Source organism: Hanamia caeni (assembly GCF_003721595.1).
Classification (GTDB): domain Bacteria; phylum Bacteroidota; class Bacteroidia; order Chitinophagales; family Chitinophagaceae; genus Ginsengibacter; species Ginsengibacter caeni.
The window spans coordinates 174,374-188,700 of the sequence record NZ_RJJR01000009.1 but is presented as its reverse complement, the minus strand read 5'-3'; the positions used below and the strand labels follow the sequence as shown (position 1 = coordinate 188,700).

Below are 14,327 nucleotides of genomic sequence, written 5' to 3'. Positions count from 1 at the left end.
TTCCGGTTAAGCAATAATTCATTGATAAAGGCCAGAGTTAAAAATGTTTTAGACAATAGAAGATCTCAGTTACTTTTCATTTCTACCCAAAAAATATCCGACCGAAATTCCTAAATAACGGTTACGGGCCAGTGGTGCAAACGCTCCGCTAACTGCGTCGGTAACAGCTAAACTGTAATTTATATTGACCAATGTCCCTGATTTAAATTCATAACCGCCTATCAAATTTAAACCCGTGTCGAAAGTTCTCGCATCATCGTTAAACTTATTCCCAAATTTTATTTTCTTGTTGAAATGTTTATTTCTTTTTGCACCAAACATTCCTCCAGCGATATAAGGACCGAGTCCTACCAAAAAATTACCATTGCCTGCGGCATTTTTATATAAAATATTTAAAGGAATTTCGAAATAAAACGTTTTTATAGAAACGGTATCCTGATAGTCGCTCCAATGTTTTGCGCCTTTGCCGCTCAAAAGAAATTGCGGTTGAAAATAAAGGTTAAACGACAATCTAAAATCTGTAACTAATCCAACATGAAATGAAGTGAGAAATGAGTTATTGACAGGTTCAAAATTTTTAGGCGCATGAAGTTTTGCAAAATTTATTCCGCCAATAATTCCGAGTTCAGATTGGCAATTGGCTTTGAGTTTGAAAGAGCATAGTAAAATACAAATCCAGAAAATCTTTTTCATAACATTAAATTTAAAGTGAATGAAAAATTGTTCTTATGTAGGAATAAAAAGATCAAAGGAAAGGTGATATATAATTGCTTTTCGTCTCGCTTTTCATATTGGGATCCTTTTTAAGGGTGAATTTTAGCCCAAAGGTTACATTATCCTTATCCATGAACAGATGTGAATTACTCAGGTTATCAGAAGATGTTAGCTGCAGAAAGAATTTAAAATCGGGCCAGCCCGCTGCAATCATGAAGGATGGTTCCCATAAAAGAGAAGAAGGATGAAGCGCTATTAAATCAACATTTTGCTTTTCTGTTTGATTCGTTTCGGGTGTGAGATTTGATTGCTTAATCTTTAAGTTCAATCCGCTAAATCTTGAACTTACTGCAAATTCAAATTTGCCGCTTTTTGAACTATATCCAATTGAAGGTTGAACAAAATATTTCGTCAGTTTAAATTTAGAAGTTTCTAAATTTCCATAAGTATGGTATTCTCCTCCTATACCAACTCCGCCATAGGCTTCAAAAATCCATACTTTTTTTCTTGAGAAGGGTTTATAATATCCCACACCGGCTTCAATAAAACTTCCCTTTCCGGATTCCTCGTGAGAAGCCCCGGTGCGATAACTATCCTCTACATCTTCTGTTTTTCCTGCAAAAAAGGAATTTACCATAACGCCTATATTCCTGCTTGCCGAATAAGCCATTTGGATATCTCCACTTTTGTAATCATCTCCGCCATATCCGGCCTTAAATTTGAAATTATTTTTTTCTTTAAACAAAGGAATATTTGCAGAATTTGGTGCATAATAATAATGAGTGCATCCTGCCAATAGAGACAAAGCGGAAGCCACGAAGACCGTTAAAATTGTCTTTTTCATGATGATTTAATTTAATTGTTATTTAATCTATGGATGATTAATAAAAGCTGCTTTTATTTAATAATTGCTGAATGGGTAACTAGAGTATCGTTGTCATTTGCCATTTTAACCACGGCTGTTTTCATAGCTTCGAAGTTTTCTTTATTTCTTTTGATATTGAATTTCCTTTTGTGCGACCCGAGCAGTCCCCCAATTAGAGTTCCTGGTATTGCTCCGAGTACTCCTAAAATAATTATGGCGCCAGCTCCAACAAATGAGTCACCATTTGATAGTATAACTGCCATTAATGCTCCTGCGCCAAAGCCCGTCAATGCACCGCTGGCAAAACCTTTGCCCACACTTCCATATTTCCCGATGCCTAATGTTTCTATATTTTGGTAATAATATGTTTTATAGGGGGAGCCTTCTCTTAACGAACTTAAGAGTCCAACGCGTTTGTGAGCGATTTGTAATGCGGAATCATTTATGCCGGCTAAATACCCAAAATCCGACTTTTTCCCATTTTTTAATTGTACAAGAAAGGTTTTGGCTGTGTCTGGCTCTTTCGTCAATGGGACGGATTGGCTTTTGGCTAAAAGGAATGCACACATTAATATGCATGAGGCCAACATTTTGCGTTTCATGATTTTTTATTTTTAAAGTTTTTAGAATGTTTTCAGATGAAGGGCCACTTTATGTTATTGCAGAAGTTTTGTTTCTTTCCTCAACACAAAATGGATTGTAAATAAAACACGCTCTACATCTACCTGCGTGCATCTTCCTTTTTTGTAATTGAAGTAACTATAATTGTTACCAGGCAACCTAAGCCTGTACCTGTTTGCAGCTACTTTTTTTATATCCAGAAATTGTTGGAATTGATTTGAATATACTTTTGTATCCATGCCCGGACAACCGCAATATAATTGCACGGTATTGTATGTGACGGGTGCCTGATAATTGAAATCCAAATGGCCATTGTCAACAATATTCATATATTGCCCTGCTTTCTTTGCCTCCACGCGTGTTTCTCTGCCATTTTCATTTTTATAGTAAAAAGAATAAACCATTACTCCATCTTCAAAAACTACTTTTTCAGTTATGTTGCTGGTGTACTGAAAAGCAAGCCACGTTGTTTTTACGGTTGATTTCAGTTCGAGCAAAAGCATATTTCCCTTGTTTTTTTCTGACACATTTACAAAGCCTATTACGTTTCCGTTTTTGATAACATCATACTGAAATACTTTTTCCTGTGCGGGCGAATAAAAGTGCGCACAAAGCAGAAGCGCTGAAATCAACACCTCCTTTTTTAAAACGGATTCCTTTTTTATTTTTTTTCCAAAATATAAATCAACCACTTTTGGAGAAATGGTATCCTGCTTTTGAGGAGCTGTGCCAAAAAGATCATCCCACCAGGTGATACTTATTCCAAAACATTTTTGTGGATATCTGCAATGATGATAAATATGATAGCGAACTTTTTTTGCAAAAATTTTTTGTGAAAACTTCTGATGCAATATCCAATGTGTGAGATTATAGATGGTAAATCCGCAAACAAATCCGACAATTATCGTAAAGTAATCATGCAGCCATATCGAAAAGAAAATCAGAATAAGAGAACCGGCAATCAATATAAACCGGGTGGTAGTACTAAGCCTTATTTCAGTTGGATGTTGATGATGATGCATGTGACTGAAAGTATCTTTTTTGGAATTGGCACTATTTATCGGTTTACTGTGGCAAACAAACCTGTGAAACATATATTCGACGAACGTCCACGAAAACCAGCCCAGAAAAAAAAGGTAGCCATATACAATCTGCCAGGAAAAATTTTGTTTCAGATTTCCGGCAATTAAAAGCAAACCGATAATAAGGAGGAAAATGATTACACATTCTACCGGGTCATTTATGCTTTTTCTCTTACTTGTAAAAACTTTCATAAGAAATTTTTGTAGTTGAAAAATTATTTTTTTCTCCATTGCACAAGTCTTTGAACTTAATCTGCTTTAATTCTGTTTGCAATTGTTTCGCAGTTTTAGTAGAGCCGTCATGGCTCCATCCCGGTGGTTTAATGAAATAGCAAACTTTATCTTTTATCCTGTGTGTTTTTCTTACATCTGCGAATATTCTTCTCCATCCGTGAAAGGCAATCGTAACAGGGTTAAAAGATTTGAAGTGATCGCTAAGGCCATATTGAGGTTTAAATAGCTCTTCCTGGAAGGTGCCAAATAATTTATCCCAGATAATTAAGGTGCCGCCGTTATTTTTATCAAGGTATTCGATATCACAGCCATGATGCACTCTGTGATGAGAAGGTGTGTTAAAAAATGCTTCGAACCAATTTGGTAATTTAGTAATGGTTTCAGTATGTAACCAAAACTGATACAATACACTTATTGATTTCATATACAGCACCATTTCAGGTTTAATACCAATCAACGGAATCCAACACCAAAATAAAAAGTTGCCGGTAAAATCTGCCGTCCACGGTACTCTGATACCAACTGCGAAAGTAAATTTTTGCGAAGAATGATGTACCTGGTGAGACGCCCATAAAAATCTGATTGAGTGGCTTGCGCGGTGAAACCAATAGAACGAGAAATCATCAGCAAAAAAACAAATTACCCATACAAAAAAATAAAGGTGAGGCATATTAAAAAGCCTGTGAGCGTATAGCAGCGTATATAGATACAGTATAAAGCCATTGGTAATGGCGGCAATCGGCGTGCGGCCTAGCATAATGCCCACACTGGAAAGAACATCTTTAATGTCAAAATCATGTTCTTTGATCATTAATAAACTTTCTGCGGCAATTAAAATTGCCATTGCAGGAGCCGCATGATAAATAACAGGATCTATGTGCATTGGAATCTGTTTTAGCTTTATTAGAATTGCTAACTAAAATTATTACCGCGCAGATGCGATACCTAATTGATTCCTGAAGTGGACACTTCATTCAAAGTAAAAAGTATCTGATTGGAAAAAAGCGTGAAACTATTTTGAAGAATTTAGAAAAATAGTCAATATGTTATTACTTTTTTGCGAAATTTACTAAACATAATCTCGCCCTTTCCGAAAATTTACTAAATCTTTTTTTATGGAAGGGGAAAGTGTGCAACAAATTTTCTTTAAGCATATCAAAAGTCTGCTGCCGGTAAATGTTTCTTTTGCGGAGACAATTGCTGATGTGCTCAATGTGAGCAACGACAGTGCTTACAGGCGGATAAGAGGTGAAACCCACATTTCGCTTGATGAAATAAAAAAGCTTTGCGAAGAGTTCAAAATTTCCCTGGACAACCTGCTTCACCTGAATTCCAATTCATTTGTTTTTGTAAGTACCCTTACCAATAATACAGATTTTAATTACAGGGAATGGCTGCTATCAGTGGTGCAGGTAATAAAAAGGGTGAAAACTTTCAACCCATGTGCGATGACCTATCTGGCTAAAGAATTTCCGTTTTTTTACTATTTTTTAATCCCCGAAATTGCTGCATTCAAATCTTTTTTCTTTATGAAATCAATCCTGTTTTATGATGAATGGAAAGGAGCGAAATTTTCTGTAAATGACGACTACAACGAATATCATGAAATCTGGAAAGAACTCTTTGACACTTTTATTGATATCCCCAGTACAGAAATCTGGAATGTTGAAAATATAACGAGCACCCTACGGCAAATTGAATTTTACCATGCAACCGGTGTGTTCAAATCTAACAATGATGTTAGTTGCCTTTTCGATAAATTATTTGAAATGCTGAATCACATTCAGTTACAGGCTGAGTTTGGCGTTAAACTTCACCTGAATCAAAAGCCTACAGAATTTTCCGGGGCGGTATATAATCTTTACGTTAATGAACTCATTTTGGGAGATAATATGCAGGTAATGCAATTGGGCAACCAATACTATACTTATCTGAATCATACGGTATTGAACTACATGATGACCACCAATGAAAGATTTAACAGATATATGAAAAGATCAATGGATGTGATAGCGCAAAAATCAATTCCGATAAGCAAGGTAAATGAAAAGGAAAGATTGATCTTTTTTAATACGCTGCGCACCAAACTCGAAAATGCAAGGAGAAAAATACTTGGTTAAAAATATTATGGTAATATTAATTTTCTTCGTGGCGCACTGGTATGCTTCTTACTTTTTGCAGGCTTTTTTTCATCAGCACAAATTAAAAATCCTCCGCTGGAAAGAAATGTAAAAAAAATTTCACTTGGAAATGGTTGGCTAATATGGAAACGATAATGATGAAATTTGTTGCTTTACTACGCGCCGGAGGCTTACGAATTAATTAAGGACAGTTCCTTCTTTTTCGGTTTTAATATCTTTCTGCTCTTTAATTTTTAACCAGCCGCCTGAGACATTTCTTAAATTGTGATATCCTTGTTGCTTTAGCAACGAGGCGGCTATCACGCTCCTGTAGCCGCTTTGACAATGTATATATAAATTTTGGTCTTCTTCCAGTTGTGCAATTTGGGCAACATCAATCATATCATTTAAGGGAATATTGATCGCATTCTCTACGTGGCCTTCAGCAAATTCATTCATTCTTCGTACATCCACCACCGTTAGCCGGCTATCAAAAGGAATATCCATCGCCAGTTCATCCGCGTCCACACTTATTACCAGGTCAATATCTTCTCCCGCATTCTTCCACGTTTCAAAGCCTCCGCGGAGATATCCTGCCACATTTTCAAAACCTACACGCGCCAGCCGTATTACAGTTTCCTCTTCTTTGCCCTCTTCAGTAATCAGCAACATGGGTTTGTCAAATGGCAAAATAATTCCCGCCCATTCAGCAAATCTTCCTTTCAGCCCGATAAACAGCGAACCGGGAATAAATCCATTTGTAAAATCCTCTGCGTTTCTCGTATCAAGCACGATTGCATTGCCATTTATTTTTTCCTTAAACTCTTCCAAGGTCAATGGCCGCAAACTTTTTGATTTGATATTATCAAGATTGGAATATCCTTCTTTATTAATTTTTGCATTGATGGAAAAATAGGGTGGCGGCTCAGAAAGATCGCTGGTAACCGATTTTATAAAGTCCTCTTTAGATTGAAGCTGCATGGCGTAATTCGTCTGCCTTTCATTGCCGATCGTGCTCTGTGTTTGCGGCCCTATATTTTTGCCGCAACTGCTTCCTGGCCCATGGGCAGGATAAACAATGATATCATCCTGCAGCGGCATGAGCTTATTTTGAATAGAATCAAAAAGAATCGATGCCAGCTTTTCTTTCGAAAGGTTTCCGCTGCTTAGGTCAGGCCGGCCTACATCGCCTACAAACAAGGTGTCGCCTGTAAAAATACAATACGGTTTCCCCTGTTCATTTTTCAATAAGTAACAGGTAGATTCTATCGTATGGCCTGGAGTATGCACGGCTTCAACGGATATATTTCCGATTTTAAATTCTTCGCCATCTTTAGCCATGTGAAAAGAAAAGTTCGCTTTGGTAGACGGCCCGAATATGATGGTTGCATTTGTTTGGTTAGCCAGCTCCAAATGGCCGCTGATAAAATCAGCATGGAAATGTGTTTCGAAAATATATTTAATAACAGAATTGTTGTCCCTTGCAATTTGCAAATAAAAATCCGGATCCCTTATCGGATCAATGACAGCCGCTTCACCGTTACTTGAAATAAAATAAGACGCTTCGCTTAAGCAATCTGTATAAATCTGTTGTATGTACATGAATATTGATTTAAAATAAATCAGCCATATTTATTTTAAATCAATAAATATGGCTGAAAATTTCTTTAAAGCTCACTAATCCTCAAATAAAATTATTGGAATTATCCTACCAGGTCTTTCACGAACTTATTGATATCTCCAATACGTTCTTCATTAATAGTATAAAAAATAAATTTACCTTCTCTGACAGTATTTACGATATCGGCTTTTCTTAAAATAGCCAAATGCTGTGAAGCAACTGATTGTTCGAGGCGTAATTTTACATAAAGCTCGGTAACTGTTATTCTTTTTTGTTCGTCAATGGTTTTGAGAATTTGTTGCCTGAGTTTATGATTAAGGGCTCTTAGTACCAGAGCAGCCTTTTTAATTTTTAAATAATCCATGTTTTTCAGAGCATCGCTTTCATTAGTATGCTCAAGCCGGCTGGTTTCGTGACTTTGCGCTGTGAGTGTCATTTCTTATTAGATTTTAATTAATTAATGGTTTTCAACAGAATTAAATTTCTCTGGGCAAAGGTACGCATTGTAAATAGATATAGTTTGTAACGAAATATTAAAAAAACTTTATAATTTAAACGATTTTGGCCTTTGTATAAAAATCTTTAACATATAACGGCTTTGCATTTATTATGTTTTCGAATGCATTTTTTTTAAATTTATTCCAGCCAAAAGCAGCAAGCGCTTCAGAAGTTATATCTGATAAAATCCAATGCAGATTCAAATACGAATTTTCTGCAATTTCATTAAATTTTTTGGCGCCGCTTCCAAAGTAAAATAATGGAGAATTTTTGGCTATGTTTTCAAAAGAATGTTCATTTAAAATGAGCGCTGAAGGAGGCGTTATTTCTGCCAAGTTATAATCGTAAACAGCGCTGTACACTTCCATTCTTCTAGCGTCGATCATCGGACAAAACAGCGCCTTTTCATTATCACCATGCTGCCTGATGGCCGAAAAGGTCATTAATTCCAAGGCGTTGTACATCATCATTGGAATTCCGAGCGCATAGCATAATCCTTTTGTGGTGGCTAATCCTATCCGGATTCCCGTGTAAGACCCCGGGCCGCCGGTAACGCCGATTGACTTTAAACTGGAAACCGGAATATTGGTTTCCTGAAGAAGCTTTTGGATAGATAAATGCAGAAACCCGGCGTGCTGGTTTTGTGTTTCATTTTCCATAGCGCTTAACACGTGGTCTTCATCACAAATATTTACAATGGCTTTATTTTCTGTGGTGTGGATGTTTAAAATGTAGTTCATTATTCTTCTCTTTCTTTTATTTGCCCGTATAGTTTTTCTAATGCAGGCGAAGGTTTATATCGTTCTTCTTTTAAAGCTAGTTTTTTTAACAGCAGGTAAATATTTTGTATGCCTATCTTTTCTGCCCATTCAAACGGGCCCCACGGATAGTTGGTGCCCAATTTCATCGCTCTGTCAATTTCTTCCATATTACTGATTTCTTCTTCAAAGGCGTAAAAGGCTTCGTTGATAACCATGCTTATCACTCTTGCCGCCACAAAACCCGGCTCATCTTTAACAACAATTGCCAAGCGGTTAAGCTCTCTGAAAATTGGTTCAATATTATTTTCTGAATGGGCAGCTACTTCCCATAATGGCCTTGAGAGAAAACCTGGCCACGCATTAATGCGGCCTACATTTTGGGGAAGGTCAAATTCTGATAAGCATTTAAAGACGCTGTTAATAAAAACCGGTTTTTGCTGAAATATTTTTATATCAATTTCCTCAACGTCAGACAAAATAAAGAACGCGTCAAAATTTGTAAGGCTTTCGATACCAGGGAGCGCATCAGTAAAAATAACTGTGTTTTTTTCGCTGGCCGGAAGGGTCAAAATTTCGCCCTTCTGCGTATCGTCGCCGATTATCAAAATATTCATTCCCTGTTTTTTGCAAAAATAGGTTTGTTAGTTGATGGAAAGTTTTGCAACTTTAAACTCTTTTCAAAAACAAATTTATGAGTAAAGAAATCATTAAGAGCGGGCAAGCGCCTGAACCTATTGGCCCATACAGCCAGGCAGTAAAGGCAGGCGGATTTTTATTTTTATCCGGCCAGATAGCGCTGGTGCCCGGCACTTCAGAATTGAAAACTACAGGCGTTACTGAAGAAACAAGGCAGGTGATGGAAAATTTAAAAGCGGTTTTGACAGAAGCCGGCTCAGATTTTAGTGACGTGGTAAAAACCTCTATTTTCTTAAAAGACATGAACTCTTTTGCCGAAGTAAACGCTGAATATGGAAAATATTTTGAAAAAGACTTTCCTGCCAGGGAAACTGTGGCCGTGAAAACCTTACCCAAAGATGTAAATGTTGAAATCAGTATGATTGCTTACATAGAGTAAAGCAGCCCCCGCCTAACCGAACCAGTCGGGCAGCACATAACCCGGTTTCGTATTTTACACATGAATATTTCTTAAAAATTTCGAGAAAAATTTAAATACTAGCATTTGACCAGGCAGGTAATTATTACAGCGAAAACACATAGCATTTTAACAGAAACTCTGCAAAAGAAAGGCTATTCTGTTCTTATTTCAGAAAAAATAACTTACGATGAATTGGTCTCCATCATCAGCCAGGCAGAAGGTTTGATAGTAACCACAAGAATGCCAATTGACAAACCCATGTTGGAAAGAGCCACCCGGTTAAAATGGATTGGGAGATTAGGCAGCGGCATGGAACTTATCGATGTGGAATACGCAGAATCTAAAGGAATTTTATGTGTGAGCAGCCCCGAAGGTAATAGGAATGCGGTGGCAGAACATGAAATGGGCTTATTACTTAATCTTACCAATAAAATTTTATCAAGCTCCGAAGAAATAAAAGATGGCAAATGGATAAGAGATGCCAACCGCGGCACCGAGCTTGAAGGAAAAACGATAGGCATTATCGGCTTCGGAAATACGGGCTCGTCTTTTGCGAAATTGCTGGGTTGCTTTGATGTCACCGTGCTGGCTTACGATAAATATAAATTTGGATTTAGCAAGGGATATGTGAAGGAAGCAAATTTCGAGCAGGTTTGCCGGTATGCGGATGTAATAAGCTTCCATGTGCCACTCACCGAAGAAACCCGCCACATGGCAAATGAAAGTTTTTTCAATTCGCTTGAAAGGTCGCCATTCTTTCTTTCCACCTGTCGCGGTAAAGTGACGGATACAGCGGCATTGATAAACGCATTGAAGGCCAAAAAGATTGCAGGCGCAGGCCTCGATGTATTGGAAAACGAAAAGCTGGATACTTATACAAAAGAAGAAAGCCACAAATTGAACTGGCTATTGGCTCAGACGAATGTAATTATTACACCTCATATTGCTGGCTATTCGCATGAAGCATTTTACAAAATGGCTACAGTATTACTCGAAAAATTAGGCTTGAAATAGAATCTATTCTTTCTTATATTTGTAAACATACAACGTCTTAGTCATTCTGGGGCGTTGTATTTTTTTTCACAACACGTATGGTTATTAAAAATTAAAATAGGGTTTATGAGCCAGGTAAATTATGTAACTAAAGATACTTTTGAGCACATGCAGGCAGAATTGCAGCACATGAAATCAGTGGACAGGCCCGCAGCATCCAGGGCCATAGGTGAGGCCCGCGAAAAGGGAGATTTAAAAGAAAACGCAGAATATGATGCTGCCAAAGAAGCGCAGGGAATATTAGAGGCAAAAATCAAACAGTTGGAAACGGTGATTGCCACCGCAAAAATAGTAGATGAAAGCACAATTGACACCAGTAGGGTTTCAATACTGACCACAGTTACCCTTACAAATATTGATACAAAAAAACAGGTAAGCTACCAGATAGTATCTGAAAAAGAAGCTAATCTCAAAGAAAAAAAGATTTCTGCCAGTTCACCCATTGGGAGCGGGCTGCTGGGCAAAACCGTAGGAGAGGTGGCTGAAATAAAAGTGCCTGCGGGGCTTATCAAATTCAGGATTGATGAAATTACGGCGTAACCGCCCAAGCGTAATGCAAAAAGCAAAAGGCTTAATGCAAAAAGCTAAAGCAATTCCACTTCAAAAAAATTAAAGCTAATGACCATTTTCAGTAAAATAATTAAAGGAGAAATTCCATCCTATAAGATTGCAGAAAATGACAAATTTTTTGCATTCCTTGATATTAATCCATTGGTAGAAGGGCATACGCTTGTAATTCCAAAAATAGAAGTTGATAAATTTCTCGATATGCCCGATGATTACCTTTCGGAAGTCTTGCTTTTTGCCAAGCCCATTGCTACGGCTATCGAAAAATCTTTTCCCTGCCAGCGTTGTGGATTAAGTGTTGTAGGCCTTGAGGTGCCTCATGCGCATTTACATCTCATTCCGTTAAATAATATGAACGATATTAATTTTACAAGAAAAAAACTTTCTCCAACAAAAGAAGAGTTGAAAAGAGCACAGCAAAAAATTTTGGATGCTCTAAAGTAGCCAGTAAAGCAGGAAATATCCGGTTTTTTTATTTTATCCTTCCGGGATTTTGTACTAAAAATTCTTTCCATCCATTCACTTTGGGCGTTTTATTTTTCAGTAGCGAATTGCCCTGGAAATGGTGGCATACAGCAACAGCAAGCGCATCGGTAGCGTCAAAATATTGGGGATCTTCATTAAATGCAATAAGCCTTTGCAGCATTTTCAATACCTGCAGTTTGTCGGCGTTTCCATTTCCTGTAATAGATTGTTTCACTTTTCTCGGCGAATATTCAGTTACAGGAATACCTGCCTGCATGGCAGCGGCAATAGCTACGCCCTGTGCACGCCCAAGCTTAAGCATGCTTTGTACATTTTTTCCAAAGAAAGGCGCTTCAATTGCAAACTCATGCGGCCTGAATTCAGTTAACAAACCGCAAACTTTTTGATGGATAATTTGCAGTCTTTCATACGCATCTTTTTTCGCAGAAAGCTTTAGCACATCCATGATGATGAGTGTGATTCCGGATGCCGAAATCTCTATCACTCCAAAACCCATAAAGAGTGTTCCAGGGTCAATTCCTAAAATGATTTTTGAATTTGTATTCAATTGAAGATTATTTTTACCACTCTGAGAGATTGTAAAATAAGGCAAAATTTTGGTATTCCCGTTTCATGGTTCGCAACAGAAAACTCAAAATAATTATAAGGTACGTTGTAGGCCCGCTTTTGGGCGCCTGGTTATTTTATTCGCTATACCAGCAGATGAGGAATCAGCCGCACCTCCGCGAATCGCTGTTACTGATGAAAGAGGCACCTTTCGGAAAATCTTCCTGGAAGTTCTGGCTCGTTATCCTGCTTGCTTTGGTGAACTGGGGTATCGAGGCCAGGAAATGGCAGGTTTTATTAAAACCTTTACAAGCCATCGGTTTTTTTCGGGCATACAGGTCGGTGCTAAGCGGCCTCGCGCTTTCTTTAAATACGCCTAACAGAATGGGAGAATATGGTGGCCGCATATTGTATGTAAAAGAGGGAAGCCGTTTAAAAGCAATTTCCCTGTCCATTGCAGGAAGTATCAGCCAGCTAATAATTACGTTAGCTTTAGGCTGCGGGGGATTAGTATATCTTATCTATTTCAGCAAACTGCAGACAGAATATGTGATGGGATTATCTTTATATTGGATTAAATTTTTGCTTTTAATTTCCGGTATTATCACAGGGCTTCTCATCCTGTTTTTTTTCAGACTTTCCTGGCTCATTAGGCTGTTAGAGAAAATTCCGTACTGTTTACGGTTTGTAAAATACCTTAACGTTTTAGAACAGTTTACTGCTAAATTATTGTTAAGGCTACTTTCACTTTCTTTCTTTCGGTATCTTGTTTTCGTCCTACAATATATATTGCTTCTGCAGCTACTGCATGTTGAAATATTTTGGTTTGATTGTTTCTGGATTATAAGCATACTTTTTTTGGTGTTGGCTATTGTTCCTTCATTTGCTATTGCTGATTTAGGTATTCGCGGAAAATTCAGCACTGCCTTGTTAAGCTTATATAGCGCAAACATTGTTGGCATTTTAGGCACTACATTTGGTATTTGGTGTATAAATTTATTTATCCCTGCTTTTGCAGGAAGCATTTTAATCCTGGGAATAAAATTGTTTAAAGAAAAATAATTACAAGTTTGAAAGCTATAGTATCACTTTTATTTTTATTGTTTTCGTCAGCACAACAACCAGACGCTCCTTTTTGCGGCATTAAGAATACGGCATTTAAAGATGGGGAAGAAGTAACCATGAGGGTATATTACACCACTCTTGGCTTGTATGTAGGAGCCGGCGAAGCAAAATTTTCAATTAATCTTGAAAAGTTCAATGGCGTTCCGGTTTACCATTGCGTTGGTGTGGGAAACACGTATTCATTTTTTGACAATTTTTACAAAGTACGCGACAGGTACGAAACCTACATCGACACGGCCACCATGCTTCCTGTAAAGTTTATCAGAAATGTAAATGAAGGCGGTTCTAAAATTTATAATAATGTAACCTTCAATCATAAGGCAGGAACAGCTGTAAGTACCCACGGACTTTTTAAAGTTACTTCCTGCATACAGGATGTAATCAGCTCTGTTTATTATGCGAGGAATATCAATTTTGACCGTTACAAGGTCGGTGACAAGATTCCTTTTGATATGTTTCTCGATGATGAGATTTATCATTTGTATCTGCGGTATGAAGGGAAAGAAACTGTTAAAACAAAATATGGAAAATTCCGCGCGATAAAATTTAAGCCCTTGCTTATTAAGGGAAGCATTTTTGAAGGCGGCGAAAAAATGAATGTATGGGTAAGCGACGACCCTAATCATTTATTGTTAAGAGCAGAAAGCCCGATATCCGTGGGCTCTGTAAAAGTAGATATGATGAGTTATAAAAATTTGCGTTATCCACTGACTTCGCTCATAAAAAAATAAGGAACAGCTCAGCCGCTTCTTTTTCTATCCTCCCTGTTTTTTACAATAAAAAGTATCAGCAGAATGATGCCCACAAGGAGATAAGTTATGGATAATACCAGGTTTTCCCCGGAGGTTAAAACTACTTTGTTGAATTGTTCTTTTATAAAAAAATAAGCAATCGTAATGAAGCAGATAAGGAGCAAAACAAAAAGGAGCCTTCTCATA

18 protein-coding genes are annotated in these 14,327 nt (G+C 37.5%); 7 read left to right on the top strand and 11 right to left on the bottom strand.

The window, feature by feature from the left end:
* Window positions 1–69: 69 nt before the first annotated feature.
* The 5 genes from EFY79_RS12515 to EFY79_RS12495 are packed head-to-tail and all read right to left on the bottom strand — an operon-like array spanning window position 70 to window position 4,399.
* Entirely contained in the window at window positions 70–693 is a 624-nt protein-coding gene (locus EFY79_RS12515; RefSeq protein ID WP_123121052.1) for an outer membrane beta-barrel protein, read from the bottom strand.
* 52 nt (window positions 694–745) lie between these two features.
* The gene (locus EFY79_RS12510) at window positions 746–1,558 is read right to left on the bottom strand and encodes a hypothetical protein (RefSeq protein WP_148041914.1); all 813 of its coding nucleotides are present in this window, start codon (window positions 1,556–1,558) and stop codon (window positions 746–748) included.
* A 53-nt stretch (window positions 1,559–1,611) separates the two neighbouring features.
* Entirely contained in the window at window positions 1,612–2,181 is a 570-nt protein-coding gene (locus EFY79_RS12505) for a hypothetical protein (protein ID WP_123121050.1), read from the bottom strand.
* Window positions 2,182–2,235: 54 nt separating this feature from the next.
* Window positions 2,236–3,474 carry a DUF6134 family protein gene (locus tag EFY79_RS12500; RefSeq protein ID WP_158605208.1) on the bottom strand — a complete coding sequence of 413 codons (1,239 nt, stop codon included), beginning with the start codon at window positions 3,472–3,474 and terminating at the stop codon, window positions 2,236–2,238.
* Complete coding sequence (locus tag EFY79_RS12495) at window positions 3,455–4,399, bottom strand: sterol desaturase family protein (RefSeq protein ID WP_123121048.1); 945 nt, start codon at window positions 4,397–4,399, stop codon at window positions 3,455–3,457. Before EFY79_RS12495 ends, EFY79_RS12500 begins: the two co-directional genes overlap by 20 nt.
* A gap of 232 nt (window positions 4,400–4,631) precedes the next feature.
* On the opposite strand from EFY79_RS12495, the gene EFY79_RS12490 reads away from it, so the two are divergent.
* A complete protein-coding gene (locus tag EFY79_RS12490; protein ID WP_123121047.1) occupies window positions 4,632–5,636 on the top strand; it encodes a helix-turn-helix domain-containing protein in 1,005 nt (334 codons plus the stop codon).
* 198 nt (window positions 5,637–5,834) lie between these two features.
* Here the strand turns inward: EFY79_RS12490 and EFY79_RS12485 are convergent, their stop codons facing one another.
* The 4 genes from EFY79_RS12485 to EFY79_RS12470 form a co-directional block, all read right to left on the bottom strand.
* The gene (locus EFY79_RS12485) at window positions 5,835–7,238 is read right to left on the bottom strand and encodes an MBL fold metallo-hydrolase (RefSeq protein WP_123121046.1); all 1,404 of its coding nucleotides are present in this window, start codon (window positions 7,236–7,238) and stop codon (window positions 5,835–5,837) included.
* 101 nt (window positions 7,239–7,339) lie between these two features.
* Complete coding sequence (locus EFY79_RS12480; RefSeq protein ID WP_199727522.1) at window positions 7,340–7,693, bottom strand: ArsR/SmtB family transcription factor; 354 nt, start codon at window positions 7,691–7,693, stop codon at window positions 7,340–7,342.
* Between the two features lie 115 nt (window positions 7,694–7,808).
* On the bottom strand, window positions 7,809–8,495 hold the full coding sequence (gene tsaB, locus EFY79_RS12475) for a tRNA (adenosine(37)-N6)-threonylcarbamoyltransferase complex dimerization subunit type 1 TsaB (RefSeq protein WP_123121045.1): 687 nt from the start codon (window positions 8,493–8,495) through the stop codon (window positions 7,809–7,811).
* Window positions 8,495–9,130 carry a 3-hydroxyacyl-CoA dehydrogenase family protein gene (locus EFY79_RS12470; RefSeq protein ID WP_123121044.1) on the bottom strand — a complete coding sequence of 212 codons (636 nt, stop codon included), beginning with the start codon at window positions 9,128–9,130 and terminating at the stop codon, window positions 8,495–8,497. Before EFY79_RS12470 ends, tsaB begins: the two co-directional genes overlap by 1 nt.
* Window positions 9,131–9,207: 77 nt before the next feature.
* Between EFY79_RS12470 and EFY79_RS12465 the strand changes: the two genes are divergently transcribed.
* The 4 genes from EFY79_RS12465 (at window position 9,208) to EFY79_RS12450 (ending at window position 11,676) form a co-directional block, all read left to right on the top strand.
* Entirely contained in the window at window positions 9,208–9,591 is a 384-nt protein-coding gene (locus EFY79_RS12465) for a RidA family protein (protein ID WP_123121043.1), read from the top strand.
* 105 nt (window positions 9,592–9,696) lie between these two features.
* Window positions 9,697–10,626, top strand: a complete 930-nt coding sequence (locus EFY79_RS12460) for an NAD(P)-dependent oxidoreductase (protein ID WP_123121042.1) — start codon at window positions 9,697–9,699, stop codon at window positions 10,624–10,626.
* 105 nt (window positions 10,627–10,731) lie between these two features.
* The gene (gene greA, locus EFY79_RS12455; RefSeq protein ID WP_123121121.1) at window positions 10,732–11,205 is read left to right on the top strand and encodes a transcription elongation factor GreA; all 474 of its coding nucleotides are present in this window, start codon (window positions 10,732–10,734) and stop codon (window positions 11,203–11,205) included.
* Between the two features lie 78 nt (window positions 11,206–11,283).
* Window positions 11,284–11,676: an HIT family protein gene (locus EFY79_RS12450; RefSeq protein ID WP_123121041.1), complete on the top strand. Its 393-nt coding sequence runs from the start codon at window positions 11,284–11,286 to the stop codon at window positions 11,674–11,676.
* A 28-nt stretch (window positions 11,677–11,704) separates the two neighbouring features.
* Here the strand turns inward: EFY79_RS12450 and ruvC are convergent, their stop codons facing one another.
* The gene (gene ruvC, locus EFY79_RS12445) at window positions 11,705–12,265 is read right to left on the bottom strand and encodes a crossover junction endodeoxyribonuclease RuvC (RefSeq protein WP_123121120.1); all 561 of its coding nucleotides are present in this window, start codon (window positions 12,263–12,265) and stop codon (window positions 11,705–11,707) included.
* Window positions 12,266–12,330: 65 nt separating this feature from the next.
* On the opposite strand from ruvC, the gene EFY79_RS12440 reads away from it, so the two are divergent.
* Together EFY79_RS12440 and EFY79_RS12435 are read left to right on the top strand one after the other, a co-directional pair.
* Window positions 12,331–13,326: a lysylphosphatidylglycerol synthase domain-containing protein gene (locus tag EFY79_RS12440; RefSeq protein ID WP_123121040.1), complete on the top strand. Its 996-nt coding sequence runs from the start codon at window positions 12,331–12,333 to the stop codon at window positions 13,324–13,326.
* 8 nt (window positions 13,327–13,334) lie between these two features.
* Complete coding sequence (locus EFY79_RS12435; protein ID WP_233577994.1) at window positions 13,335–14,120, top strand: DUF3108 domain-containing protein; 786 nt, start codon at window positions 13,335–13,337, stop codon at window positions 14,118–14,120.
* A gap of 8 nt (window positions 14,121–14,128) precedes the next feature.
* Here the strand turns inward: EFY79_RS12435 and EFY79_RS12430 are convergent, their stop codons facing one another.
* On the bottom strand, window positions 14,129–14,326 hold the full coding sequence (locus EFY79_RS12430) for a hypothetical protein (RefSeq protein WP_123121038.1): 198 nt from the start codon (window positions 14,324–14,326) through the stop codon (window positions 14,129–14,131).
* Window position 14,327 lies beyond the last annotated feature (1 nt).